We start from the raw sequence: 26,340 nt of genomic DNA, 5'->3' as shown, positions 1-26,340 counted from the left end.
CCTTCTTATTCAAAATTTACCAAACTTTTATTCGGAAAGTACGTCCTAAAATTGCGTACAACGTTTATATATGCGCAATATACATATTTATTTTAAATGTTTAAAAAAATCATTAACTATCTCTAAAATAAGGAAATAGGACTTTTTTTTTAGATTACGTATTTTGTATTGTTGCGGTTATATAAGCGAAAGTTATTTTATTTTTTTTTAAAGAAAACGAAACTTATTCTGTTTCGTTTTCTTTAATTTCTCTATTTTGATTTAACTTTTTATCTCTGGCTTCAATTCTGCGTTGAATAAATTTTTGAGGATCGAATTCATTATCTGTTTCAACATCTTTATAAGCTGCAACAATATGTTTTACCAAACGATGGCGTACAATATCTTTGTCATCCAAATATAAAATTCCAATGCCATCAACATCTGATAAAATTTCTAATGCTTCCTTTAAACCAGAATTTATTTTTTTTGGCAAATCAACCTGACCTGGATCTCCAGTAATTATAAATTTCGCATTTTTTCCCATACGAGTTAAAAACATTTTCATTTGAGAATGTGTCGTATTTTGGGCTTCGTCTAAAATCACAAAAGCATTATCCAACGTTCTTCCACGCATAAATGCTAAAGGAGCAATCTGAATGATTCCTTTGGTAATATAATCTTCTAAAGTTTGCGCGGGAAGCATATCTCGAAGTGCATCATACAATGGTTGCATATAAGGATCTAGCTTTTCTTTCATATCTCCGGGTAAAAAACCTAAATTTTCTCCAGCTTCAACTGCCGGACGTGTTAAAATAATTCGTTTTACTTGCTTTTCTTTTAAAGCACGAACTGCTAAAGCAACTCCGGTATAAGTTTTTCCTGTTCCTGCAGGTCCAATTGCAAAAACCATATCATTCTTATTTACAAAATCAACTAGCTTTTGTTGATTTGCACTCATTGCTTTAATCAATTTACCAGCAACTCCGTGAACCAAAATTTGATCACTTTTATGCATATGTTGTTGTGGCAAATCGTCCATAATTAAACGTTCAATGATGTTTTCATTAAGTGTGTTATATTTCTGAAAATACTTTGTAATTCGTTCAAAACGAACTTCAAAAACATCAAGAAGTTCATCATCACCAAATGCTTTTACGGTTGTATCACGAGCGACGATTTTTAACTTCGGATATAATTTTTTTATAATTCCTAAATGGATATCTTGAGGTCCCCAAAAATCTTTTGGAGTAATATGTTCTAATTCGATGATTCTTTCGTTCAAAAGCTATTAGTTTTAATTAAAAAAAATTAGTTTTGTAATACTCAAATCTAACAAAAAAAAATAATAAACACTAATACATCATATTTAATTAATGTCAATAATTACTCTTACCACTGATTTCGGAATTAAAGATCATTTCGTTGCTGTTGCCAAAGGAAAACTCCTGTCTTTGATGCCTAATTGTCAGATTATTGACGTTTCTCATAAAGTCGATTTTTATAATATTACCAACGCCAGTTACATTGTGAATGGTATTTGTGATGCTTTCCCTAAAGATACCATTCATATTGTTTGCGTTGATGCAGAGCTTTATGAAGTTGAAAGTTTTATTGCGTTGCATTGGAATGATCAGTATTTTTTAGCACCTAATAATGGAATTTTAGGAACTCTGACAGAACAATATCCTTCTGATTTAATTGTTGAACTGGAAATTAGTGATTCTGTAAAATGTGCTATGGATTTATTTATACAAACTGCATCAAAAATTTCTAGTGGAGAAAAATTAGAAAATCTTGGAAAAGTTGTTGAAAGTTGCGTTACTTTCGTGGATGTAAAACCTATTGTTGCAAATGATGGGAATGTTATTCGAGGGACTATCATTTACGAAGATCATTACGGAAATGCTGTAATAAATGTTTCTAAATCGATGTTTAATGAAGTAGGACGAGGACGAAATTTTAGAATGTCGGTTGGAACACGATATAAAATTAGTCGAATTAATAAATTTTATTCTGATTTTAATCTTGAAGTTAAAACATTAAAAGATTATGAAGGTGATGCTTTGTTGATTTTTAATGAACTTGATTTCTTACAATTATCATTATATAAATCAAATCCTGTGAAAACAGGAAGTGTAAAATCATTATTAGGTTTAACGTACCGAGATTCGGTAACTATTGAATTTGAAACAAAAGAACAAGAATAAATTATGTTTATACGTATTGTAAAATTAAGTTTTCACGAAGAAAAAATTCCTGAATTTTTAGAACATTTTGAAACGGTTAAAGATCAGATTCGGAATTTTCCAGGAAATAATTTTTTGGAAATGTATCGCGACAAAGACAATCCTTGTATTATATTTACTTACAGTATTTGGAATGATATTTCTGATTTAGAAAATTACCGTCATTCTGATTTATTCAAAGAAGTTTGGGCATATACCAAACAACATTTCAATGCTAAGCCAGAAGCTTGGAGCGTTGATAAAATAGCATCTTTACCTTAATTAGTTTATGAAAGCAATATTACTTCGTGAATTTAAATCGTTTTTCGGTTCAATTACTGGTTATTTAGTAATCGGATTTTTCTTGTTATTAAACGGATTATTTCTGTTTGTTTTAGACGGACCTTATAACATTTTACAAAGTGGTTATAATGATTTAACTCCGTTTTTTAAATTGGTTCCGTGGATTTTATTATTCTTAATTCCGGCGGTTACGATGAAAAGTTTCTCTGACGAAAAAAAACAAGGAACCATCGAATTACTTTTCACAAAACCTATTTCAATGCGAAATATTGTTTTAGGTAAATTTTTTGGAGCTTTTTGTTTGATTGTAATCGCTTTAATTCCAACATTGCTTTACATTTTTATTTTAAATCCATACGGTAATCCTATTAATAATATGGATATGGGAAGTACAATTGGTGCTTATATTGGTTTGTTGTTTTTGGCGGGAAGTTATGCTTCAATTGGTGTTTTTACTTCGACACTTTCGGATAATCAGATTGTAGCTTTTATCTTGGCAATTGTGCTTTGTTATTTAGCTTTCTTTGGATTTGATGAAATAACATCGGTATTAAAACTTCAGAATTCGTTTGTAGAAAAAATAGGAATGAGTTATCATTTTAAGAGTATTAGTAGAGGAGTGGTTGACACACGTGATTTAATTTATTTCATTTCTGTAATCATCTTTTTTATTGCAGCAACTGTGTTTAATCTTAAAACAATGAAGAAATAATGACAGGAAAAGTTAAAAAATCAGTACTAAGTTTATTCGGAACTTTAGTTGCATTATTGGCTTTAAATTTTGCAAGTTCATTTGTTTTTTCTCGTTTAGATTTAACTCACGATAACAGATATACTTTATCAGAACCTTCGTTAAATATAATTTCTGAAATTCAGGAACCGATTGAAGTTGAAGTTTATTTAGAAGGTAATTTTCCTTTAGAATTCAGAAGATTACAAACGGAAACAAAACAGATTTTAGAAGAGTTTTCTGCTTATAATGATAACATAGTTTACAAATTTGTAAATCCAATTGCTTCTGAAGAAAACTCAGTTCAGGTAATTGAACAAATGTATAAAGAAGGTTATAAACCTATTAGTGTAACCGTAAACGATAAAGGAAAGCAATCCCAAGAAGTAGTTTTTCCGTGGGCGAAAGTTACTTTTCAAGGTAGAACGGCTCGTATTCCATTATTAAAAAATGCAATGGGAGCTTCAACTGAAGATAAAGTAAATACTTCGGTTCAACATTTGGAATATACTTTTGTTGACGCTTTTAATAAAGTTTTACATGAAAAATCTAAAAAGATTGCCATAATCAAAGGAATTGGTGAAGTGAATGATATTTACATGGCCGATTTTTTAATGAGTTTACGAGATAGTTATTACATTGCTCCGTTCACTTTAGATAGCGTTTCGATTGATCCAAAAAATGCTTTGGCTCAACTTAAAGAATACGATTTAGCTATTATCGCAAAGCCTTCAAAACCATTTTCTGAAGATAAAATTCAGGTATTAGATCAATATGTAATGAATGGTGGAAAATCGTTATGGATGTTAGATCAAGTTCAGGCTGAAATGGATAGCTTGAGTATGAACGGTTCTATGTTGGCTTATCCAAAAGATCAAAGTTTAGGCGAATTATTATTTAAATATGGTATTCGTTTAAATCCGAATTTGGTTAAAGATGAAATGGGAACTCCAATTAAACTAGCTACAGGTCAACAAGGAAGTGAAACGGTTTACGAAGAATTTACTTGGAAATTTGCACCGTTCGCTATGAGTTCGTCAAATCATCCAATTGTAAAAAATATTGATGGAGTAAAATTCGATTTCGCAAATAGTATCGATACATTGAAAAACGATATCAAGAAAACTGTTTTATTGCAATCTTCGCCTTATTCTAAAACGGTTGGTGTTCCATCGGAAGTTTCGCTAAATGTAATTGCAGAAGAAGTAACTCCTGAAATGTATAAAGATCAAGGAAATATTCCATTAGCTGTTCTTTTAGAAGGAAACTTCACTTCTGTATTTAATAATCGTATTTTGCCATTTAAAGATTCAAGTTTTAAAAATAAAGGTGTCGAAAATAAAATGGTTGTCATTGCAGATGGAGATATTGCAAGAAATCAATTAGATCAGAATTATGAACCTATGGAATTGGGTTATGATAAATGGACGAATAATTTGTATGGAAATAAAGAGTTTTTGATGAATTCAGTGAATTATCTTTTAGATGACACTGGACTTATCAACATTCGTACAAAGGATGTCAAATTACCGTTGCTAAATAAAGAAGAAGTTTATAAAAATTATGATAAGATTAGAACGTTAATCGTTGGATTACCAATCGTTTTACTAATCATCTTTGGTTTTGTATTTACATATTTAAGAAAAAAGAAATACACAAAATAGTGTTGATAAAATAACTTTTTTTATTGACATTAATAAAATATATTTGTAGAAATAATTGTCTGGAAAGACAGATTTAAAAATGATTAACATGAAATTCATCGTATCGAGCTCGTATTTATTGAAACAATTACAAGTTTTAGGAAGTGTAATTAACAGTAGTAATACGCTTCATATTCTTGACAATTTTTTATTTGAACTTGATAACAATCAATTAAAAGTTTCTTCATCAGATTTAGAAACAACGATGTCTGCTACTTTAGAAATTGAATCTACAAGTCAAGGTAGCATTGCAGTTCCAGCTCGTTTATTATTAGAAACCTTAAAAACGTTTCCAGAACAGCCATTAACCTTTACGGTAAAAGATAATAGTACAATCGAAATTAGTTCGGATTTAGGAAAATATGTTTTAGCATATGCTCCTGGAGAAGAATTCCCTAAAGCAGAATTATTAGAAGATCCTTCTACAACATTGATTCCTGCTGAAGTTTTAGCAACTGCAATCAGTAAAACAATTTTCGCTGCTGGTAATGACGATTTACGTCCAGTAATGTCTGGAGTTTATTTTCAGTTTGCTCCGACAGGAATTATTTTTGTTGCAACAGATGCTCATAAATTAGTTAAATATTCTCGTACTGATATTACATCTTCTACAGAAGCTAACTTTATCATGCCTAAAAAGCCATTAAATATTTTAAAAAGTATTTTAATGACTTCAGATGCAGAAGTTAAAATTGAATATAACGATTCTAATGCAATGTTCTCATTCGATAATTACACATTAGTTTGTCGTTTAATTGATGGAAAATATCCAAATTACGAAGCAGTAATTCCAAAAGAAAACCCAAATAAATTAATTATAGCGAGAACACAGTTTTTGAGTTCAGTACGTCGTGTTGCTATTTATGCTAATAAAACTACGCACCAAATCCGCTTAAAAATTGCTGGAACCGAGTTAAACATTTCTGCAGAAGATATCGATTACTCAAACAAAGCAGATGAGCGTTTAACTTGTGATTATCAAGGTGACGATATGCAAATTGGTTTCAACTCTCGTTTCTTAACTGAGATGTTGAACAACTTACAATCTGACGAAATATTATTAGAAATGTCTTTACCTAATCGTGCTGGAATTTTAACTCCAGTTGATGGATTAGATGAAGGAGAAACAGTTACAATGCTTGTAATGCCTGTTATGTTGAATAATTAATATTTATTGATTTTATTTGACTAGACATAATTGTTTATGCAAATAATAAATAAGACTTGTATTATATAAGTACTAAATAAAATTATAAATCACTAAGAACAAATAGTTTTTAGTGATTTTTTTTATACGGTAGAAGTAATCTTTAGTTAATAAAAAAGAGGAAAACCCAAAATATTGAGAAATCCTCTTTTTATTTAAACTGATTTTAGTTATATATGTAAAATGTACTTTTACGTTAAAACTATCTTATTTTCTTGTTTAATTATTCTTCGATTAAAAAACGTTTGAAATCAAAGAAATTTTGTGGCGCAACTCCGTGACCAACATTGTATTCGTGATATTCGTTTTTAACGTTTAATAAATTTAAAACTTCTGGATTTTTTCTAGCCCAATCAACCGGAATAACTTGATCTACACTTCCGTGAGAAACGAAAAATTGTAACTTAGAAAAATCATTATTTTCATAACCATCTTTCATTATATTATGATTAAAATATCCGCTTAAAGCAACTACTTTATTGATTTTTTCTGGATAAGATAATGCGATTGCATAACTTAAAATAGCACCTTGACTGAAACCGATCAGGTTAACATTGTTTTTATCAATTGGATATTTTTCTAATAATTCATCAATAAAAGTTACAATTAAATCTCTTGATTCAATAGCTTGTTCATCATTAGAAAATTTATTCATATTTGCATCAAAATCGATTGCGTACCAAGCATTTCCATAAGGCGGAAGTGGGTAAGGAGCTCGAGCTGAAATGATGTAATAATTTTCTGGTAATTCAGAAGCAAAAGAAAATAAATCTTCTTCGTTACTTCCATATCCGTGTAAAAGTAAAAGTAAAGGATTCTTATCTAAAATTACTTTTGGTTCTTTGATTAAATATTCTAGAGCTAATGACATAATTTATTTTTTACGGCTAAACATTTTTTGAAAAACAGGTCCAATAATAGGAAGTAAATTGTACTTATTTGTAATTGCACCCATAAAACTATAAAGCCAAATAATGAAAATAAACAGGTAAAACGCATACATTGCCGATGCATATTGTACAAATCCCATCAAAGCACCAATTAATAAAAAGATTATCGTAATGCCAAAATTCTGACGTATGTAAAATGAACCGAATGGGTCTTTTTTTTCTTCGTTAATAAAAAGTGCAATTATCGGACCTAAAAAAAATAGATGAGATATGATAGCGGCAATTTTTCCGTCTTGATGAATTTCCATTTATTATTTTATATTTAAAATTCCATTATTATAAATTCCATAAACTTCACCTTTCATTTCTTGATTTAAGAATGCAGAATTTTGAGATTTTGAAAGAATTAAATCTTTATTGAAAACCGATTTTCCTTCTGGGTTGAATAAAGTCAAACTTGCAGGTTGATTGATATCGATTGATGTATTTTCAATTCCAAAAATTGTTTTGGCAGCGTTTAGTTTTTCTACAATCACTTCTACAGGTAAGATAGTAGCTAAAGTTCCAAAAGCAGATTCCAATCCAATAGTTCCATCTTTTGCCATATCAAATTCCATTTTTTTATGTTCAATATCCAATGGATGATGATCAGAAGTGATGCAATCAATCGTTCCGTCGAAAACTCCGTTGATTAAAGCTTGTCTATGCTCTTCAGTTCGGATTGGTGGGTTTACTTTGTAACGCGTGTCAAATTCGTTTAAAACCTCATCAGTTAAAACTAAATTATGAATAGCAACACTACAAGTTACATTTAAACCTTTTGATTTTGCTTCTTTAATCAATTCAACAGATTTTGTAGTACTAATTGTTGGAACGTGCATTTTTCCGCTTGTATATTCTAACAAAAATAAGTTTCTTGCCAAAACTACTTCTTCTGCTAATGCAGGAATTCCTTTTAGTCCTAATTTTGTTGAAGTAATTCCTTCATGAACAACACCTTTTCCTTTGATGTTCGCATCATTACAAAATGCTAAAAGTAAGGCATCAAAATCTTGACTATATTGTAAAGCAATTTTTAATAAATTCGCATTATCTATAGATTTTTTATAATCTCCAAAAGCAATCGCACCAGCATTTTTCATGTCGAACATCTCGGCGATATCTTTTCCTTCTTGCTGTTTAGTTAACGCTCCAATCGGATTCAAAGTGGTAGCTTTTCCAAATGCTTTAGACTTAACAAAAGAAACGATGGTTTGATTATCAATTACTGGATTTGTATTTGGCTGAAGTGCAATATTTGTAAAACCGCTTTTTGCAGCGACTTCTAAACCGTTTAAGATAGTTTCTCTTTCTTCAAAACCTGGCTCTCCCAACGCAACCGAACTATCCATCCAACCTTTTGAAATGTGTAAATTATTTAAATTTAAATTTTCAATTTGGTTATCTTCTATCGTTGTATTAATTTCTGAAATTATATTTTTTAGAATTTTAATGTCAACTTTTTGATTATGAAAAGGACTTGTAGGGTCAACAACAAATGCGTTTTTTATAAGTAAATCCATTGATATGTTTTGAGTTTTATGTTGTGTGTTTATATCGATACAAAATTACATTTTATTCTTTAAAAGACAATAATGTAAACTTTAAGAATAAAAAAAATAATACCTAAAAAGATATTATTTTTTCTCAATATTATAAACTTGAAAACATTCGTTTAAAGCATTAAAGATTTGATAATCTGAAGCTGTATAAATAAAACGTTCCGTGTGATTGCAGTTTTGGAGTACTTTTACAATATCATCCTTAGAAATATTTAATAGAGCTGAAACCGTTTCTCGATCGAATTTGGTTTTCATCATTTCTATTAATTCCGATTCTTGCTTTAGTTTTTCAATTTTTTTTGTATTTGCAGAATTCTTTTTAAAGGAATTATAAATCGCATCGACAGGATTTATTTTAGGTGCAAATGTTGCTGAAAAATCTTTTGGTTGAAATTGTTTGTAGTAATAAAAATCATTCAATTCAATCAGTTTCGTATCAATTTGGAGAAATCCAGTTAATTTTAATGTACTAATATACATATCATCTAACGTAGTTGAATTGTCCTTGATGTATACATTCATTGAAGTGTTTTTTATCCAATCGTTTGTAACTTTTAATTTTAAAGATCGGTATCCTTCAGACGAGAAGTGAATTGAATCATTTAAACTAGCTTCGATTTCAAATTCTCCTTTTTGATTGGATTTTGAAATTTTAAGCGTATTTAAATTTATAATATTAATTCCTGGTTCGGAATATTTTGTTGATTCGTTGATAACAGTTCCTTTAACAACTTGTTTCTGAGCAGAAATGGAAAAAGAAAATATAAAAAAAAGAAAAACTGTAAAATATCTCATAATGCTTTTAAAGAGTTATTCAAAAGTAATAGATATTTTACAGTTTTAAAGGTAATTATTAAAAAATTAACAATTAATCATTTCTAGTTCTTCTTGGACGATCTCCACGAGTAGCACTTCTTTCGTTTCTTACTGGACGATCTTTATCAGATGTACGAGGAGCAAAATTTCTATCAGAAGATCTTCTTTCTCTTCCACCTTCGCGATCTCCAGAGAATGAGCGAGAACTGCTTCTTCTTTCACTTCCAAATCCACCAGATGAACGACCACCACCACGATTGTTGTGATCTCTTCTTCCAGAACTTCTTCCGCTACCACCTTCGTTTGTAGAAATTTCTACATTTACTTTACGTCCTTCATGGTTGATGCTGTTTAAAACTTCCATTACTTTTTCAGCATGAACAGAATCTGTGTTAAAGAAAGAGAAACCTTCTTTTACATCAACTTTGAATAAATCATCACGACCTAAATCTAAAGTTTCACGTAAGTAATCTTTTAAACTCATCCAATCAAAATTATCTCTTGATCCTAAGTTTAAGAAATAACGAGTTGTTCCGTCATTAGAAATAACTGGACGTTCTCCTCTTTCACCACGTTCTCCTTTTTGAGGTTGTAATATATCTTGTTTTTTGTAATATTCAATAAAACGATTGAATTCAACAGAGAATACTTTCTTAATCAAATCTTCTTTAGAAATTTCTCCTAAAGCTTCCATGATGTTTGGTAAATAGGTATCTATTTCTGCATCAACTTCTACGCTTTTAACTTTGTTAGCTAAGTGTAATAATTGAACCTCACAAATTTCCATTCCAGTTGGAATTGGTTTCTCGATGAATTTATTTTTAATGATTCTTTCAATAGAAGAAATCTTACGTAATTCACTTTTAGTAACAATTACAATAGAAGTACCTGTTTTTCCAGCACGACCTGTACGACCTGAACGGTGATTATACGTTTCAATTTCGTCTGGTAATTGATAATTGATTACGTGAGTAATATCATCAACGTCAATTCCACGAGCAGCAACGTCTGTTGCAACAAGCATTTGAATTTGACGACCACGGAAAGCTTTCATTACACCATCACGTTGTGCTTGAGATAAATCTCCATGTAATGCTGCTGCATTGTAACCATCTTCGATTAATTTTTCAGCAACTGCTTGAGTGTCTCTTTTTGTTCTACAGAAAACAACCGAGAAAATATCTGGGTTAGCATCTGCTAAACGTTTTAAAGCTTGGTAACGATCACGAGCACCTACTAAGTAGAATTCGTGAGAAACGTTAACTGCACCTTGATTTTTGTGTCCAACTGTAATTTCTGTTGGTTTTGTCATGAATTCTCTAGCAATTCTAGCTACCTCTTGAGGCATAGTTGCAGAAAATAACCATGTTTTTTTCTCATCTGGAGTATCAGATAAAATTGCAGTGATGTCTTCATAGAACCCCATGTTTAACATTTCATCAGCTTCATCTAAAATACAAAACTGAATGTTTTTAATGTTTACAAGGTTTCTATTGATCATATCTTGCATACGACCTGGTGTTGCAACAATAATTTGTGCACCACGTTTTACTTCTCTGGCTTGTTCTGTAATACTCGCCCCACCATAAACCGCTACTGTATGTAAACCTTTTACATACTTTGAATATTGCTTAATCTCATTAGTGATTTGCAAACATAATTCTCTCGTTGGAGATAAAATTAAAGCTTGTGTGCTTTTATTTTCTGCGTCAATCTTTTGAATTAAAGGAAAACCAAACGCCGCTGTTTTTCCTGTTCCCGTTTGTGCTAATGCAACAATGTCAATATCCTGATCCAATAATAGGGGAATCGCTTTTTCCTGTACCTCAGACGGATTCTCAAACCCCATGTCTTTAATCGCCATCAAAAGCGACTCGTTTAATCCTAATTGTTCGAATTTATTCATATAATTTTTAAAATAGGCACAAAGGTAATGCTTATTATTTGAATAAGTCTTTTTTTTATTGAATATTTAATAATTACACGTTTCTAAATCGTGCTTTTATTGTTTATTTAGAAATTCAATCAACTGTTTTACTGCACGGCCACGATGACTAATTTCATTCTTTTGATTTAAATCCATTTCTGCAAAAGTGATGGAATGATTCTCTGGTGTAAAAATTGGATCGTAACCAAATCCATCATTTCCAACTTTTTCTGTTCCGATGTTTCCTTTGACAATTCCAGTAAATAAATATTGTTCGTTGTTCAAGTTTAAAGTAATAACGGTTTTAAATTGTGCTTTACGATTTTCAATATCCATAAGTTTCTCTAAAACCTTATCCATATTATCATTTGAATCTCTTTGTTCGCCAGCATAACGTGCTGAGTAAACTCCAGGTTCGTTGTTTAAAGCTTCGATTTCTAAACCTGTATCGTCTGCAAAACAAGGTAAATTATATCTTTCTGTAACATAATTTGCTTTTAAAATCGCATTTCCTTCAATGGTTTCAGCCGTTTCTGGAATATCTTCAAAGCAACCGATGTCTTCTAAACTGACCAATTCGATTTCTTTTGGAAGTTGATTTTTAATTTCCTGAATTTTATTCTTATTGTTTGATGCAAATACAATTTTCATAGTTAACTTATATAATTCCAAATAATATTCTTCTCAGACATTTTTTGAAGAATCGTTTTTAATGTCTGATTTTGTTCTTTTTCTAGATTGATGTCATCCTTTAAAATTTCGATTGCTTTATGTCGTGCCAATTTTAATATTTCTTGGTCTTTAACTAAATCTGCAATTTTTAAATTGAGAACGCCGCTCTGTTGTTTTCCCATAATATCGCCAGGACCACGAAGTTTTAAATCTACTTCGGCTATTTCAAAACCATCGTTCGTTCTCACCATCGTTTCCATTCGCACTTTGGTGTCGTCGCTTAATTTATTTCCTGTCATCAAAATACAATAACTTTGTTCGGCACCACGACCAACACGTCCACGTAACTGATGCAATTGAGATAATCCAAAACGTTCAGCACTTTCTATAATCATAACCGAAGCATTTGGAACATTAACGCCAACTTCAATAACAGTAGTTGCAACCATTATATTCGTTTCTCCTTTTACAAAACGCTCCATTTCTGCGTCTTTTTCTTTAGGTGTCATTTGACCATGAACAATACTTATACTGTATTGAGGTAGAGGAAAATCTCTTGAAATTCCTTCATAACCTTCCATTAAATTCTTGTAATCTAATTTTTCACTTTCTTGAATTAACGGATAAACAATATAGACTTGTCTTCCTTTTGAAATTTCATCTTTAATAAAATGCCAAACTCGCAATCGTTTACCTTCAAAAAAATGTAACGTTTGAATTGGTTTTCTCCCTGGGGGAAGTTCGTCAATTACTGAAACGTCTAAATCTCCGTACAAACTCATTGCTAAAGTTCTTGGAATAGGAGTGGCGGTCATAACCAATATATGTGGAGGAATAACATTTTTTTTCCAAAGTTTAGAGCGTTGTTCAACCCCGAATCTGTGTTGTTCATCTATGATTGCTAAACCAAGATTCTTAAAAACTACTTTGTCTTCAAGTAATGCATGTGTTCCAATCAATATTTGAAGTTTACCACTTTCTAATCTTTCGTGAATATCTTTGCGTTCTTTTGTTTTAGCTGAACCAGTTAAAATTCCAACTTCAATTCCAACCTTGTCAGCTAATTCTTTTATACCTATATAATGTTGATTAGCTAAAATTTCAGTCGGAGCCATTAAACAAGCCTGATAACCATTGTCTAAAGCCAATAACATAGCCATAAAACCAACAATTGTTTTCCCAGCACCAACATCACCTTGTAAAAGACGATTCATTTGTGCAGGATTTCCCATATCAGAACGAATTTCTTTTAAAACTCGTTTTTGTGCATTGGTTAACGGAAACGGTAAATGTTCATTGTAAAAACTATTAAAATATGCACCAACTTTATCAAACGGAAAACCTTGAATTTTTTGTTTTCGTACAATGTTTTTTGAAAGTAATTGAAGTTGTAAAAAAAACAATTCTTCAAACTTTAATCGAAACTCCGCTTGAGCGAGTAACTCAGAATTTTGAGGAAAATGTATATTTAAGAATGCTTCATTTTTAGGAAGTAATCTCAATTCGTTTATTAGATGTGTTGGAAAAACTTCAGTAAAAAAACGCTGTGTTTCTGAAAAAACCTGTTGCATTATTTTATTAATGCTTCGGTTTGTGATGTTTTTTTGAACTAATTTTTCCGTTGAAGGATAAACAGGTTGTAATCCAGAACGTAAATTTTGTTTATGTTCAGAAAGTAATTCCATTTCTGGATGCGGCATTGAAAAGCTTCCATTAAAATGATTTAGTTTTCCAAAAATGACATAAGGTGTGTTTAACTGAATATTTTCTTTAATCCATTTGAAACCTTGAAACCAAATAAGTTCTATTTTTCCTGTTTCATCCATAAAAGTAGCAACAAATCTTTTTCCTCGTTTTTGTTCTACAGTTTTGATATGAATAATTTTTCCTATAATCTGAACTTCCGAAGTTAAATGATATGTTAACTCATTTATTTTGTAATATTTTGTTCGGTCAAGATATCGATTAGGATAAAAATTTAGTAAATCTTTAAAGGTAAATATTTGCAATTCTTTTTTTAAGATATCACCACGATGTGGACCAACACCTTTTAAGTATTCGATTGGAGTATCTAAAATTGAATTTTGCATAATTTTATTTAATAGGCTAATTTAAAATAAAGTTTTTGAAACTCAAATTAAGATTTAATTTTATAATTTTTCATTTGCTATTTCTTTTAAAATGTATATTTTTAGAAAATATTAACTAATTTTTTAAAAGATGAGAATAAATAAGTTTAATTTATTTAAAATAGTGGCGTTTCTATGTGCGGTTTTTACTTTTTTAGCTTGTAATGATGATAACGCATCAACTATTGAATCAAGTAAAATTACTAATGTGAAAACATTTAATTCTTCTAAAGTTGCTTTTGCAGATGGTATGTCGCAAAGTGCAGAAGGTACTTTCGTATTTCCTTCAAATCCTGAGAATATTAAAAGCATAAAAATGTATATAAAGGATATTTGTCCAAACAAAGATTGTGATGAATGGGATAGATATGCAAATATTTATGTGAAAGATAAACAAACCGGAGATTATTATGAATTAGGGCGTTTTATTACTCCTTATTGGGTTGGTAATGAAAAGTTGGAAAGAGGTTATGAATTTGATGTAACTGATTTTAAATCAATTTTAAATGGTTCAACTGAGCTTAAAATTTACACGGAAACTTGGAATGCAAAAGGACGAACTTATAGTGTTGAATTTGATTTTGAAGAAGGAACTCCAGATTATAAATATTCTGCTATTGTTCCTGTTTTTCAATATAATAAATCTTCTATTGACGGAGTTCCGTATGGAAAGGAATATGATACAAATGTTTTTGATTTTTTAAAATCTGTTTCAATTCCTGCAAATGCAGAGGTAGCATATTTCAGAACAATAATTTCTGGTTGGGGACATGCAGCTCCAGGGAATTGTGCGGAATGGTGTATAAAAACGCATTCAATTTTATTAAATAACCAACAAACTTATCAGCATAAATTATCTGGTATAGGTTGTGCAGAAAATCCGGTTAACAATCAAGATCCTGGAAATTGGCAACTAGATAGAGCAGGGTGGTGTCCAGGTATGGTTGTACCATTTAGATTTGATAATATTGCAAAAGAAAAATTTGGAACAACTTTTAACTTTGAATATAAGTTTCAAAATTATACCACAACAGGAGAAGCTTATTATGCAATTTCGACCTTTGTTGTCGTTAAGAGTAACAGTCCAATTTCTAAACCTCAAGTTTTAGATTAATAAAATAAATGCCTTCAAAGAGAATTGAAGGCATTTATTATTTTAAATCTAATTGTTTTACAAACCAATGATTTGGATGATTTTTAATTAAATCATTTTTCACATTTTCGTCTTCAGTTGCTAAAAATTTATAAGCTTTTATAGGAACTGAATTCGGGAATTTTTTCAAAGCAACTTCTATTAATTTATCAGATTCATCGAATTTTTCATTTGTTTGTAAAGCTTCAATTTTATAAACATAAATAATTACTGGTACATCTTGTTTCAAATTTATAAATTCATTTTCCATTGCTTCTACAATTTTCAATTGAAATTCTGAATTTAAAGAAGATGGATTCTCTGAAACTTCGTTTATATAATCTTGAAAAACTAAAAGTAAATTCATTAACTGCATGTTTTTTGTTGAAAGACTTTCAACCATCACAGTAATTTTATTTAGTAAATCTTCAGAAATTTGACCACTTTCATCTTGAAGAACTTCATTGTAAAATTGATCAAAAAGATTTTTCATGGTTAAATCTTTTGCATCAACTGGATTTGTGTTTTTTGATTCTACGATAATCGTATTGATATATTCATCAATTTCGTTTTGTGCAGAAATCGTTCCAAAGAACATCAATAAGGCAATAGTTAAAATTTTTTTCATTTTATGGTAAAATAAATGCACTGAATAAGTTCAATGCATTTGAGTTTATATTTTTATTCTTCTTCCCAATCTTCTAAATCTGATTTATGAATCAAGATTCCATAATCGTCAGAAAATATATATTCATTATTTTCTAATTGATAAATATAGTTATTAATCCATTCAGTAAATGAATTTGCAAGTAATTCACGAACAGAATCATCATGCCAAACACGAATAATCTGACCGTAATTTCCTTCATCTGTAGGGTCTAAATCAATACAAATATGGTTTCCTGCTCCATCATAAGTAAATGGAATCCAATTAATATTCCACCAATTATTTTTTATACCAGTATCTGGATCGCTAACAAAAGCATCATCTTCATCATCTGTAAATGAATTACTTTCTAACAATTCTTTCCAAACATTCCATTCTTCAAGAATACGTTCCATTGATAAAAATTCCTCTCCTTTCATGATTCCGTAACCGTGAGCATTTTCACCGTTATGTATTTTATAAAAAGCTTTAAAATCATCAGGAAATTGTTTTTTGATTGTATTTTCTAATGACAGAATCTTTTTATCAGTAACTCCAGGATGTAAATCGTAATTAAATTCTTTAAAATTATCAGTTATTTGGTCTAAACACTTGATTAATTTATTCCAAGCTTGATCCATTTTTTTATGTTCTTAATTTATTTAGTTAATATTTTATTTTAAATTTCTCTTATATAAAATTATAAAAAAATGAATAGAAAATACAAAAATGAAGAATTTTTATAAAAAAAAATATAAAGACGTAAAATTGTTGACAATCAGGAATTAACGGATTTTAATCGTTCTTCAATTTCTCTAAATGCCTGCGCAACATGTTCCTTTTCTGTTGAATCTGAAATAATTAGTTCAACTAAATCTTTGTTTTCTAATTTAGAAATTTCAGAATTTAGATTTAGGTTTGAAATTTTTATATTATTTTCTTCTTCAAAATGTTTCTTCAATATATTAAAACTAACTCTATTTAATATCTTTTTTTGTTTGTACTGAAACCAAAATTCATTTCGAATAAAGTCAATATCATTTTCTTGAATAACAATTTTTGAAACATTTAATGAATCTATATCTTCAAAGTTAATATCAATTTTTTTTGTTTGTTTATTTTGAGTCAATTTGAAAAGAATTCCAAAAATGATAAATAAGACTATTATTAAAGTGAAGATTATAAAAAAACGCATAATATTGAATGTGAATGTTTGTTAAGTTTTTAATTGTATTAAATTAAGTATAACTTTGCAGTTATGAATACGACAAAAATACTACAAAATTTACATATAGATACTCTAAATCCAATGCAAACAAATGCATTAAGTGCTTCAGAGTCTAAAAATAACATCATTTTATTATCTCCAACAGGTTCAGGAAAAACAGTTGCTTTTTTATTACCAATTTTATCAAAATTAAACAAGGAAGTTAATGGCGTACAAGCGGTTATTTTAGCTCCTTCGAGAGAATTGGCTCTTCAAATTGAAGATGTTTTCAAAAAAATGGCAACGGGTTTTAAGATAAATTCTTGTTATGGTGGACATTCGACTAAGATTGAAGTTAATAATTTGAGTTCGCCACCTGCTGTTTTAGTTGGTACGCCTGGAAGAATTGCTTTTCATATTCGTGAAAATAATTTTAGTACAAATAATGTATCTAGTTTTGTATTAGATGAATTTGATAAAGCTTTGGAAATGGGCTTTCAAAATGATATGGATTTTATCATCAATTCATTTAAGAATGTTCAATTCCGAATGTTGACTTCGGCTACAAATCTAAAAAAGATTCCAGATTTTACTGGAATCGAAAATCCAGAACGTATTCAGTTTTTGAAAAATGAAGAATCACAACCTGATTTAACTTACAAAAAAGTGATATCTAAATCGGAAGAAAAATTGGAAACGGTTGTTAAACTAGTTAGTAAAATTGGTAAAGAAACGGTTGTTATTTTTTGTAATCACCGTGATGCTGTTGACCGAATTAGTGAAGCTTTGACTAAAAAAGGAGTTTCAAATGGTAGTTTTCATGGCGGATTAGAACAAGCTGATCGAGAAAGAGCTTTGATGAAATTTAGAAATAAGAGTTCGAGAGTCTTAATTACAACTGATTTGGCTGCACGCGGACTTGATATTCCTGAAATTGGTCACGTAATTCATTATCAAATTCCAGATAAAGAAGATGCTTTTATTCATCGAAATGGTAGAACGGCTCGTATGAAAGCAAAAGGAATTATTTATGTAATGATTACCAATGAAGAACATTTTGATTTTATTGATCCTGAAATGCCATTAGAAGATTTATCAGGAAATTATAAAACTGAAAATGCAACAGATTTCAAAACTATATATATAAGTGCTGGAAAAAAAGATAAGGTTAATAAAGTTGATATCGTTGGTTATTTAATTAAAACGGGTGGTTTAAATAAAGAAGATATCGGTTTGATTGAAGTTAAAGATACACAAGCTTTTGTTGCAATTTCATCTTATAAAATCAAAGCTTTATTAGCTTCATTGGAAAATACTAAACTAAAAAATAAAAAAGTAAAAATTGCTTTAGCAAGAGACTAAAAAAATTATTTTATCGTTTTGAAATTTATAGAATATAAAGTTACAAGAAGGAAATTTTAATCACAAAATTTCCTTTTTCGGTTTTATTAAAAATGTTTTTCTGAACGAAATTTAACAGCTACAAGAAATTATTCCAATCGTTTTGATTATTAAAAAATATTTTTCTGTTATAGAAAATCCACTCCGCTATTCAAGCTATTTTTAAATTGGATAAAATTGGACTTCATTTGCAATTATTTCATTGTCGTCATATAATCTAAATTTAAACAATACAGTTTAAGTTACTAAAATATATATTTGTAAATATTCTGTTCTTAATTTATATCTTAATTGGTTTTATATTTATTTTCTAGATAATTCATGGTTTTCTTTGCTTATATTTGTTTAAAATTGAACTTGTTTTGCAAAAGAAATTACTAAAAATCATCAAAGTTTTCGCCTACGGCTTGGTTATTTTTCTGGTTGTTTTAACTGGATTAATTTTTAGTTTACACTTTCCTGCTGTTCAGAATTTTGTTAAAAATCAAGCGGTCAGTTATTTAAAAGTTAAATTGGATACAGAAATAGAATTAGAAAAAATTTATGTTTCGTTTCCAAATCAAATTTCTTTAGATAAATTTTATATCAAAGGTAAAGATGTTGACACACTTTTATTTGTAAATAAATTAAATGTTGGAATTTATTTACCCGATCTTTTAAAATCACAAGCAAATCTTTCTAGTATTGATTTAGATGGAATCAATGCAAACATAAATCGTAACGAAACAGGGAAATTTAATTTCGATTTTATTTTAGACGCTTTTGCAACCGAAAGTGATGATGATAAAGATTCTAAACCTTTTATCATTTCGTTGCATACCATTGAACTAAAAAATATTCATGCAAAGTTTAAGGACGATGTTTCTGAGATGGATTTTAATGTTCGTTTGAACCAATTCAATACTTCAGTAAAAACGTTCGATTTACAAGAAAATAATTACGCTATTAATTCAATTTTAATCGATGGTTTTAATTTTACTTTCGACCAAAAAATTATTGAACGTATTATTCATTCAAATGAAGCTCAAACCGATTCTGTCTCAGATTCAAAACCTTTAAAAATTGATTTGGGTGAGATACAATTAAAGAATTTTAATGTAGTTTATGCTGATGAGAATTCAAAAATGAAAGCGCATTTCGTTTTTGAGGATCTTCTTACAAACATCAAAAAAATTGATTTACAACAAAATTCATACGAAGTTGATAAAATCAACCTAACAAACGCTGTTGTTGATTTTTCAATGTTTAGTCAAAGTGAAAAAAATATTGAAAAAGACGAAAAAGAAGATGTAAAATCAGTTTCTGAAAACAGTTTAAGCTTCTTGCTTAATCAATTGAATTTAAATAATGTAGCCGTTAATTACAATGATAATTCAGTTAAACCAACAAATCAAGACTTTGATTTTAATCATTTGAAATTCAGTAAAATAGATTTTAAATTAAATGATTTTGTTTTTAATGATTCTGAAATTAAAGGAATTGTTTCAGAAGCATTTTTAAAAGAAAAAAGTGGTTTACAAATTGATGAATTTTCTACTGAATTTAATTATGGTGAAAAAGCTACTTTCCTTAAAAATTTATATCTAAAAACACCAAAATCATTAATTCGTGATGAATTTGTTTTAGAATATCAATCTAAGGATGATTTAACTAATAACCTTGAAAGTATTTATTTAAAGGCAAATCTTCCAAATACAAGAATTGCTTTTTCTGATATTTTACTTTTAGTTCCTACTTTAAAAAATACGATTCCATTTAATGATTATCCAACGGCTATTTTAAGTGTTGATTCAAAATTAAATGGTAAAGTAAACGATTTAAATATTCAAAAACTTCTGGTTACTGGTTTAGGAACGGCTAAAATCAATGCAAACGGAATCGTTAAAAACGCAATGAATCCAAGTGATTTATGGATTGATTTGCGTGTAAATGAGTTTGCAATATCTGAAAGAGATTTGAATAAATTTATTCCAAAAGGAACGATCCCGAATAACATACAATTACCAAATCAATTCAATTTAAACGGAAAGGCGAAAGGTAGTTTGAATAACATTATCGCGGATTTAAAATTGAATTCTACTTTTGGAAAGGCCGATTTAATGGCTGTTTTGAATATGCAAAAAAAGAATGCTGAGAAATATGCTATTCAAGCTAATGTTCACGATTTTAACGTTGGTAAACTAATCAAAAACGATTCTGTTGGTAAGGTTTCAGCATCATTGAAGTTGACTGGAAAAAGTTTTGATTTAGAGCGTGCAGATGCTGTGATTGCTGCTCATATTTCTTCGGCGAAATACAATGCATATACATATAAAGATTTTGATTTAAAAGGTTCTGTAAATCAAGGAAGTTTTGATATTACAGCCAAGATGGATGACGAAAATATAATTTTTGATCTAAATGCTGTCGGAAAATATACCAAAGAAGCACCAAGCTTAAAATTGAGTGGTGATGTAACAAAAATTGATTTATATAAAACAGGATTCTTTGATGAAACTTTTGCTTTAGCGGGTAAAATTTCTGCTGATTTTTCAAATTTAAATCCTGATGAATTAAATGGGAATCTAAGTTTACACGATTTTGCTTTGGCTTATAAGGAAGGACTTTATCCTTTAACGGATGTTGATTTCAATGCAATTTCGAATGATGAAAAAAATCAAATTAGTTTTCAATCACAAGTTTTCAATATTGACCTTGTCGGAAAATATAAATTAACTGATTTAGCAACACATTTACAACGTAATGTAAATTCGTATTTTAATCTTAATCTTTCTGAAGAGATTTTAAATCAGAAATTGGAACCTGCCTATTTTAATGCTACCGTTCTCATTAAAAGCGATGATTTATTATCTAAATTTCTTCCTGAATTAGAGCGATTCAAGGACATTGAGATGATTGGCTCATTTAATTCTGATGAAAATAAAATTTCAATTCAAAGTAATATATCTGAATTGATTTATGGTAAAAATATCTTGACAGGAATTGATTTAAATATTGAAAATCAGGCTGATTATTTGGATTATAATTTATCAATACTTGGTTTAGAAAACCAAAGTTTTCATCTAAATAAGGCTAGTTTATCTGGGCAAGTTAAGGATAATACAATTGGTTATGACTTGCGTGTTCGCGATATAGAAGATAAAATTAAATATGAGGTAAGCGGAAAAGTTAGCTCTTTAAAAGATATGATTCAGGTTGCTTTAAACGAAAATGGTTTGAAACTGAATTATGTAGATTGGAATGTAAATGCTGATAATTATATTCAGATTTCTGAAAAGGGAATTTTAGCTCACGATTTTGAAATTTCACAAAATGGAAGTAAAATTCACATCGATTCAGAAGAAGATATTCCAAACAGTCCATTGAATATCGACATTAATGATTTTGCGATTGAAACTATTACAGAAATGATTAAAAAAGACACACTTCTGGCAAGTGGAATCATTAATGGAAAAGCTCAAATTAATGATTTAAAAAATAAAATGACATTCACATCGGATTTGAATGTTGATAAATTAAACGTTTTTGGAAGCAAAGTAGGAAATTTATTTTTAAATGTCAGTAATGAAGCGGATGATAAATTAAGTGCAAATGTTGAATTATCGGGTTATAATAACGATGTAAAAGCAACGGGTTTTTATGATACGGTTTCCGAATCGTTTGATTTAAATGTCGATGTCGAACAACTGCAAATGAAAAGCTTACAAGGTTTTTCACAACAAATGATTTCGGATGCTAAAGGGTTTATTTCAGGTAATTTAAATATTACAGGAAATACTGAAAAACCTTCGATTTTAGGAGATTTGAAGTTTAATGATGTCGGTTTACACGTTAATAGTTTAAATGCAACTTTTAAAAAAATAGACGATAAAATTTCGTTCACAAACGATGGAATTTCTTTTAATAATTTCAGTATTAGTGATACAGATGATAACTTGTTAACCTTAAACGGAAACATTTTAACCAAAACATATCGCGATTTTAAATTTGATTTAGCTTTATTTGGGCAAGGTTTTAAATTGGTCAATTCAACAAATTCAGGAGATGATATGTTGTATGGCGTTGCGGCCTTAGATGTGAATTTAAACATCAAAGGAAATATGAATCTACCAAAGGTTAGCGGAAATTTAAAAGTGACCAATCAAACCGATTTCACTTTTGTGATGCCACAATACAGTCCAGCTTTACAAGAACGCGAAGGTATTATCGAATTTATTGACCAAGACCAATTGGTTTTGGAAGAAACCATTATCAAAGATGAAGAAATTACCAATTCTGAAATCACGGGATTGGATGTATCGGTAAATATCGAAGTGGATAAAGATGCAAAAATTGCCATTGTTCTTGACAAAATAAATAATGATGTTGTGAAAATTCAGGGTGAAGCCCAATTGACAGGAGGAATCGACCCATCTGGGAAAACGACTTTGGTCGGAACTTATGAAGTGAATCAAGGAACTTACGATATGTCGGTCAACTTTATAAAACGTAAATTTGATATTCAACAAGGAAGTACTATCGTTTGGACTGGTGAACCAACTAAAGCAGATGTAAATCTTACGGCGGTTTATAAATTAAAAACAGCTCCTTTAGATTTGGTTCAACAACAATTGACATCGGATGCAACTCAAGATATTAATCTGTATAAACAAAAACTTCCGTTTGAAACGCTATTGATCATGAAAGGCGAATTGTTGAAACCTGAAATATCGTTTAATATTGAACTAGATGAAGATAATTCTAATGTTTCTTCAGAAGTTGTTTCAACTGTAAAATCAAAATTAGAACAATTGCGAAATGAAGAGTCTGAACTTAACAAACAAGTCTTGGCTTTATTGATTTTAAATCGTTTTATTGGTGAAAATCCGTTCGATACCAACGTTAACATTTCGGCTTCAAGTATGGCACGCCAAAGTGTGAGTAAATTGCTTTCACAACAATTGAATAGTTTGGCTTCTAGTTTAATTACTGGAGTTGATATTAATTTCGATTTAGAATCACAAGACGATTATTCAACTGGAGATAAAAATGTACGTACCGATTTAAATATTGGGGTTTCTAAAAGTTTGTTTCACGACAGATTAAAAGTTACGGTTGGTAGTAATTTTGGTTTAGAAGGAGAAGGACGTGAAAATGAGCAAACTAATAATATTGCTGGCGATGTCACTATTGAATATAAACTTTCTAAAAACGGACGTTATACTTTAAGAGCTTATCGTGTTAACGAATATCAAGTGGCGCTTCAAGGTGAAGTTGTAGAAACAGGACTTGGATTTGTTATTACATTGGATTACAATAAGTTTAAAGAAATTTTGAGAAACAAAAATAACGCAGCTAAAAATCAATCAAATTCAACTAAAAAGGCAAACGATGAAAGTAAGTAAATATATTTTTATAGCAACTGCCGTTTTATTAGCTTCTTGTAGTAATACAAGATATCTGAAAGAGGGCGAAGCGTTGTACACTGGCTCAGAGATTAATATAATTGGTGATTCGTTATCTAAAACTCAAATTGCAAAATTAAAAAGTAGTTTAGAAAGTCAATTGGTTCCGAGACCAAATAAATCTATTTTTGGATTACGACCTAAATTATTAATCTATAATATTGCTCCTGAAACGAAAAAAGATAAAGGATTTAAATATTGGTTAAAATATAAAGTAGGTGAGAAGCCGGTTTTACTAAAAGATGTTGATACCGACTTTATGCGAAGCATCATCGATAATTATTCTGAAAATCAAGGTTATTTCAATGTTTCTTCAAATTATCAAATCGATTCTATAAACAAACGTGCCGAGGTAATTTATAATGTGCAGCCCAAAAATCAATATAAAATTGGTAAAGTTATCTTCAATAATAATGATTCTAAACTAACAGAAGCTATTGCTAAAACTGCCGATAAATCGCTATTAAAAGTTGGTTCTCCGTTCAATTTAGATGTAATAAAAGACGAGCGTATTCGTATTGATTCTGATTTAAAAGAAAAGGGCTATTATTATTTCAATCCCGATGATATTTTGGTTCAAGTCGATTCTACTGTCGGAAATCATAAGGTAGATTTAATTGTAAAAGTAAAAAACAAAACGGCTGAATTAGCAACAGAGCCTTTCACAATTGAACGCGTCATTGTTTTTGCAGATTATAAATTAAATACCAATCAAAATACAACACGAAGACGAAATAGAACAATTAATTTAAATCGCATCGATAGTTTACAAAACGATAAAGGAATAACTATTATCGATAGAAAAAAACTTTTTAAACCTGAAATTTTCGACCATGCTTTGTATTTTCAAAAAGGAGATTTATACAACGTAAAAGACCAAAATCTATCGTTAAGTAGATTAATAAATTTAGGTACTTTTAAGTTTGTAAAGAATGAATTCGTAATTTCAGATTCATTAAATCATAAATTTGACGCATATTATTACTTAACACCAAATGAGTTCAAATCATTGCGATTAGAATTTCTTGCCAAAACAAATTCTGCGGGATACGCAGGTAGTGAATTGAACTTAAACTGGAGTAATCGTAACTTTTTTAAAGGTGCCGAATTGTTTACTGCATCTATTTATGGTGGTTTTGAATATCAGATTGGTGGTGTAAAAGATGCAAATAATATTTACCGAATTGGTTCTAAATTCAATTTGTTATTTCCAAGAATCATTGCGCCTTTTAAATTTCATTCATCAAGTGCATTCGTTCCACGAACTAAAGTTGCTTTAGGTTATGAATATCAAAACCGTACACAGCTTTATACCTTGCATAACTTTTCGGGTTCATTTGGTTATGTTTGGAAAGAAAACATAAAAAAGGAACACGAATTAAATATTGTTGATATTTCGTATGTAACTCCAGAAACCATTACAGAAAAGTACCGTCAACAAATGGAAAACAATTTATCATTGCAGCGTGTTGTTGAAAAGCAATTGATTTTTGGGCCACATTATGCATATACTTATACGAATACAATGATTCCTCAAAAAAATTCTATTTACTACAAAGGTAGTTTAGATTTATCAGGAAATATTATTGGTATTTTATCTGGTGCAAATGTTAGAAAAGGAAATCAGAAAGAAATTTTAGGTGTTGCTTATAGTCAATTCGTTAAAACAGAACACGATTTTAGATATTATTTAAAACTTGGAGAAAAATCACAATTAGCAACTCGTGTGGTTGGAGGAATTGGATATGCGTATGGTAATTCGCAGTTTATGCCATTTTCTAGACAATTTTTCATAGGTGGCTCAAACAGTATTCGTGCGTTTAGAGCTCGAACTTTAGGACCAGGAAGTTTTGATCCACGAACAGAATCAGGAACTTTTTTACAAGATCAATCTGGAGATATAAAAATGGAATTTAATGCTGAATATCGCGGGCATTTATTCGGTTTAGTAAACGGCGCTGTTTTTGTTGATGCAGGAAATGTTTGGAATCTAAATAAAGAACCTTCAAAACCAGGTGGGCAATTTTCTAGTGATTTTTACAGAGAATTAGCAGTTGGTGTTGGAGCAGGTTTACGTTTCGATTTTTCTATTCTTATTTTCAGAACGGATTTAGCTTTTCCAGTTCGCGTTCCATATTATCCACGTGGCGACCGCTGGAATTTTAAAGATATTGATTTTGGTGACAAACAATGGCGAAGAGATAATTTAATTCTTAATATCGCAATTGGTTATCCATTCTAAAACCTAAAGTTTGCTTAAAAATTTCCTAAGCAGTTTTTTTATGGTAATTTTATATCCTTAAGTTAAATTTTGTCCTAAATAAA

General features: G+C 29.7%; 20 protein-coding genes. 9 read left to right on the top strand and 11 right to left on the bottom strand.

Going from position 1 to position 26,340, the window contains the following annotated elements:
• Positions 1 to 223 precede the first annotated feature (223 nt).
• Positions 224 to 1,264 (bottom strand): PhoH family protein, encoded by a 1,041-nt coding sequence (locus EG240_RS06545; protein WP_125018595.1) that lies wholly within the window; start codon positions 1,262 to 1,264, stop codon positions 224 to 226.
• A gap of 91 nt (positions 1,265 to 1,355) precedes the next feature.
• Here EG240_RS06545 and EG240_RS06540 point away from each other — a divergent pair, with 91 nt between their 5' ends.
• The 5 genes from EG240_RS06540 (at position 1,356) to dnaN (ending at position 6,111) form a co-directional block, all read left to right on the top strand.
• Complete coding sequence (locus EG240_RS06540; protein ID WP_125018594.1) at positions 1,356 to 2,189, top strand: SAM hydrolase/SAM-dependent halogenase family protein; 834 nt, start codon at positions 1,356 to 1,358, stop codon at positions 2,187 to 2,189.
• Positions 2,190 to 2,192: 3 nt separating this feature from the next.
• On the top strand, positions 2,193 to 2,489 hold the full coding sequence (locus EG240_RS06535; protein ID WP_125018593.1) for a putative quinol monooxygenase: 297 nt from the start codon (positions 2,193 to 2,195) through the stop codon (positions 2,487 to 2,489).
• Between the two features lie 7 nt (positions 2,490 to 2,496).
• Positions 2,497 to 3,222, top strand: a complete 726-nt coding sequence (gldF, locus tag EG240_RS06530; protein WP_125018592.1) for a gliding motility-associated ABC transporter permease subunit GldF — start codon at positions 2,497 to 2,499, stop codon at positions 3,220 to 3,222.
• Positions 3,222 to 4,904, top strand: coding sequence for a gliding motility-associated ABC transporter substrate-binding protein GldG (gene gldG, locus EG240_RS06525; protein ID WP_125018591.1), 1,683 nt, complete (start codon positions 3,222 to 3,224; stop codon positions 4,902 to 4,904). Before gldF ends, gldG begins: the two co-directional genes overlap by 1 nt.
• Positions 4,905 to 4,992: 88 nt before the next feature.
• Positions 4,993 to 6,111 carry a DNA polymerase III subunit beta gene (gene dnaN, locus EG240_RS06520; RefSeq protein ID WP_125018590.1) on the top strand — a complete coding sequence of 373 codons (1,119 nt, stop codon included), beginning with the start codon at positions 4,993 to 4,995 and terminating at the stop codon, positions 6,109 to 6,111.
• A 262-nt stretch (positions 6,112 to 6,373) separates the two neighbouring features.
• Here dnaN and EG240_RS06515 read toward each other — a convergent pair whose 3' ends face one another.
• From EG240_RS06515 to recG, 7 genes are all read right to left on the bottom strand, one after another.
• Positions 6,374 to 7,021: an alpha/beta hydrolase gene (locus tag EG240_RS06515; RefSeq protein ID WP_125018589.1), complete on the bottom strand. Its 648-nt coding sequence runs from the start codon at positions 7,019 to 7,021 to the stop codon at positions 6,374 to 6,376.
• Between the two features lie 3 nt (positions 7,022 to 7,024).
• Complete coding sequence (locus tag EG240_RS06510) at positions 7,025 to 7,348, bottom strand: hypothetical protein (protein ID WP_125018588.1); 324 nt, start codon at positions 7,346 to 7,348, stop codon at positions 7,025 to 7,027.
• Between the two features lie 3 nt (positions 7,349 to 7,351).
• Entirely contained in the window at positions 7,352 to 8,602 is a 1,251-nt protein-coding gene (locus EG240_RS06505; protein ID WP_125018587.1) for a dihydroorotase, read from the bottom strand.
• 114 nt (positions 8,603 to 8,716) lie between these two features.
• Entirely contained in the window at positions 8,717 to 9,436 is a 720-nt protein-coding gene (locus EG240_RS06500) for a carboxypeptidase-like regulatory domain-containing protein (protein WP_125018586.1), read from the bottom strand.
• A 73-nt stretch (positions 9,437 to 9,509) separates the two neighbouring features.
• Complete coding sequence (locus EG240_RS06495) at positions 9,510 to 11,363, bottom strand: DEAD/DEAH box helicase (protein WP_125018585.1); 1,854 nt, start codon at positions 11,361 to 11,363, stop codon at positions 9,510 to 9,512.
• A 96-nt stretch (positions 11,364 to 11,459) separates the two neighbouring features.
• Positions 11,460 to 12,035: a non-canonical purine NTP diphosphatase gene (locus EG240_RS06490; protein WP_125018584.1), complete on the bottom strand. Its 576-nt coding sequence runs from the start codon at positions 12,033 to 12,035 to the stop codon at positions 11,460 to 11,462.
• A gap of 2 nt (positions 12,036 to 12,037) precedes the next feature.
• Positions 12,038 to 14,146 carry an ATP-dependent DNA helicase RecG gene (gene recG / locus EG240_RS06485; RefSeq protein WP_125018583.1) on the bottom strand — a complete coding sequence of 703 codons (2,109 nt, stop codon included), beginning with the start codon at positions 14,144 to 14,146 and terminating at the stop codon, positions 12,038 to 12,040.
• 130 nt (positions 14,147 to 14,276) lie between these two features.
• On the opposite strand from recG, the gene EG240_RS06480 reads away from it, so the two are divergent.
• Positions 14,277 to 15,299 (top strand): peptide-N-glycosidase F-related protein, encoded by a 1,023-nt coding sequence (locus EG240_RS06480; RefSeq protein WP_125018582.1) that lies wholly within the window; start codon positions 14,277 to 14,279, stop codon positions 15,297 to 15,299.
• Positions 15,300 to 15,336: 37 nt separating this feature from the next.
• On the opposite strand, the gene EG240_RS06475 is transcribed toward EG240_RS06480, so the two are convergent.
• The 3 genes from EG240_RS06475 to EG240_RS06465 form a co-directional block, all read right to left on the bottom strand.
• Positions 15,337 to 15,945, bottom strand: coding sequence for a hypothetical protein (locus EG240_RS06475; protein ID WP_125018581.1), 609 nt, complete (start codon positions 15,943 to 15,945; stop codon positions 15,337 to 15,339).
• A 53-nt stretch (positions 15,946 to 15,998) separates the two neighbouring features.
• Positions 15,999 to 16,604 (bottom strand): SMI1/KNR4 family protein, encoded by a 606-nt coding sequence (locus EG240_RS06470; protein ID WP_125018580.1) that lies wholly within the window; start codon positions 16,602 to 16,604, stop codon positions 15,999 to 16,001.
• Positions 16,605 to 16,741: 137 nt separating this feature from the next.
• Positions 16,742 to 17,158 carry a hypothetical protein gene (locus tag EG240_RS06465; RefSeq protein ID WP_125018579.1) on the bottom strand — a complete coding sequence of 139 codons (417 nt, stop codon included), beginning with the start codon at positions 17,156 to 17,158 and terminating at the stop codon, positions 16,742 to 16,744.
• A gap of 63 nt (positions 17,159 to 17,221) precedes the next feature.
• On the opposite strand from EG240_RS06465, the gene EG240_RS06460 reads away from it, so the two are divergent.
• From EG240_RS06460 to tamL, 3 genes are all read left to right on the top strand, one after another.
• Positions 17,222 to 18,532: a DEAD/DEAH box helicase gene (locus tag EG240_RS06460; RefSeq protein WP_125018578.1), complete on the top strand. Its 1,311-nt coding sequence runs from the start codon at positions 17,222 to 17,224 to the stop codon at positions 18,530 to 18,532.
• 401 nt (positions 18,533 to 18,933) lie between these two features.
• Positions 18,934 to 23,955 (top strand): translocation/assembly module TamB domain-containing protein, encoded by a 5,022-nt coding sequence (locus tag EG240_RS06455; protein ID WP_125018577.1) that lies wholly within the window; start codon positions 18,934 to 18,936, stop codon positions 23,953 to 23,955.
• Positions 23,942 to 26,257 carry a translocation and assembly module lipoprotein TamL gene (gene tamL / locus EG240_RS06450; RefSeq protein ID WP_125018576.1) on the top strand — a complete coding sequence of 772 codons (2,316 nt, stop codon included), beginning with the start codon at positions 23,942 to 23,944 and terminating at the stop codon, positions 26,255 to 26,257. Before EG240_RS06455 ends, tamL begins: the two co-directional genes overlap by 14 nt.
• The last annotated feature ends 83 nt before the right edge of the window (positions 26,258 to 26,340 follow it).

Source organism: Paenimyroides tangerinum, from assembly GCF_003865405.1.
In the GTDB taxonomy this organism is placed as follows: Bacteria; Bacteroidota; Bacteroidia; order Flavobacteriales; family Flavobacteriaceae; genus Flavobacterium; species Flavobacterium tangerinum.
Note: the sequence above shows the minus strand (reverse complement) of the source record. Positions and strands in the feature narration are given on the sequence as shown.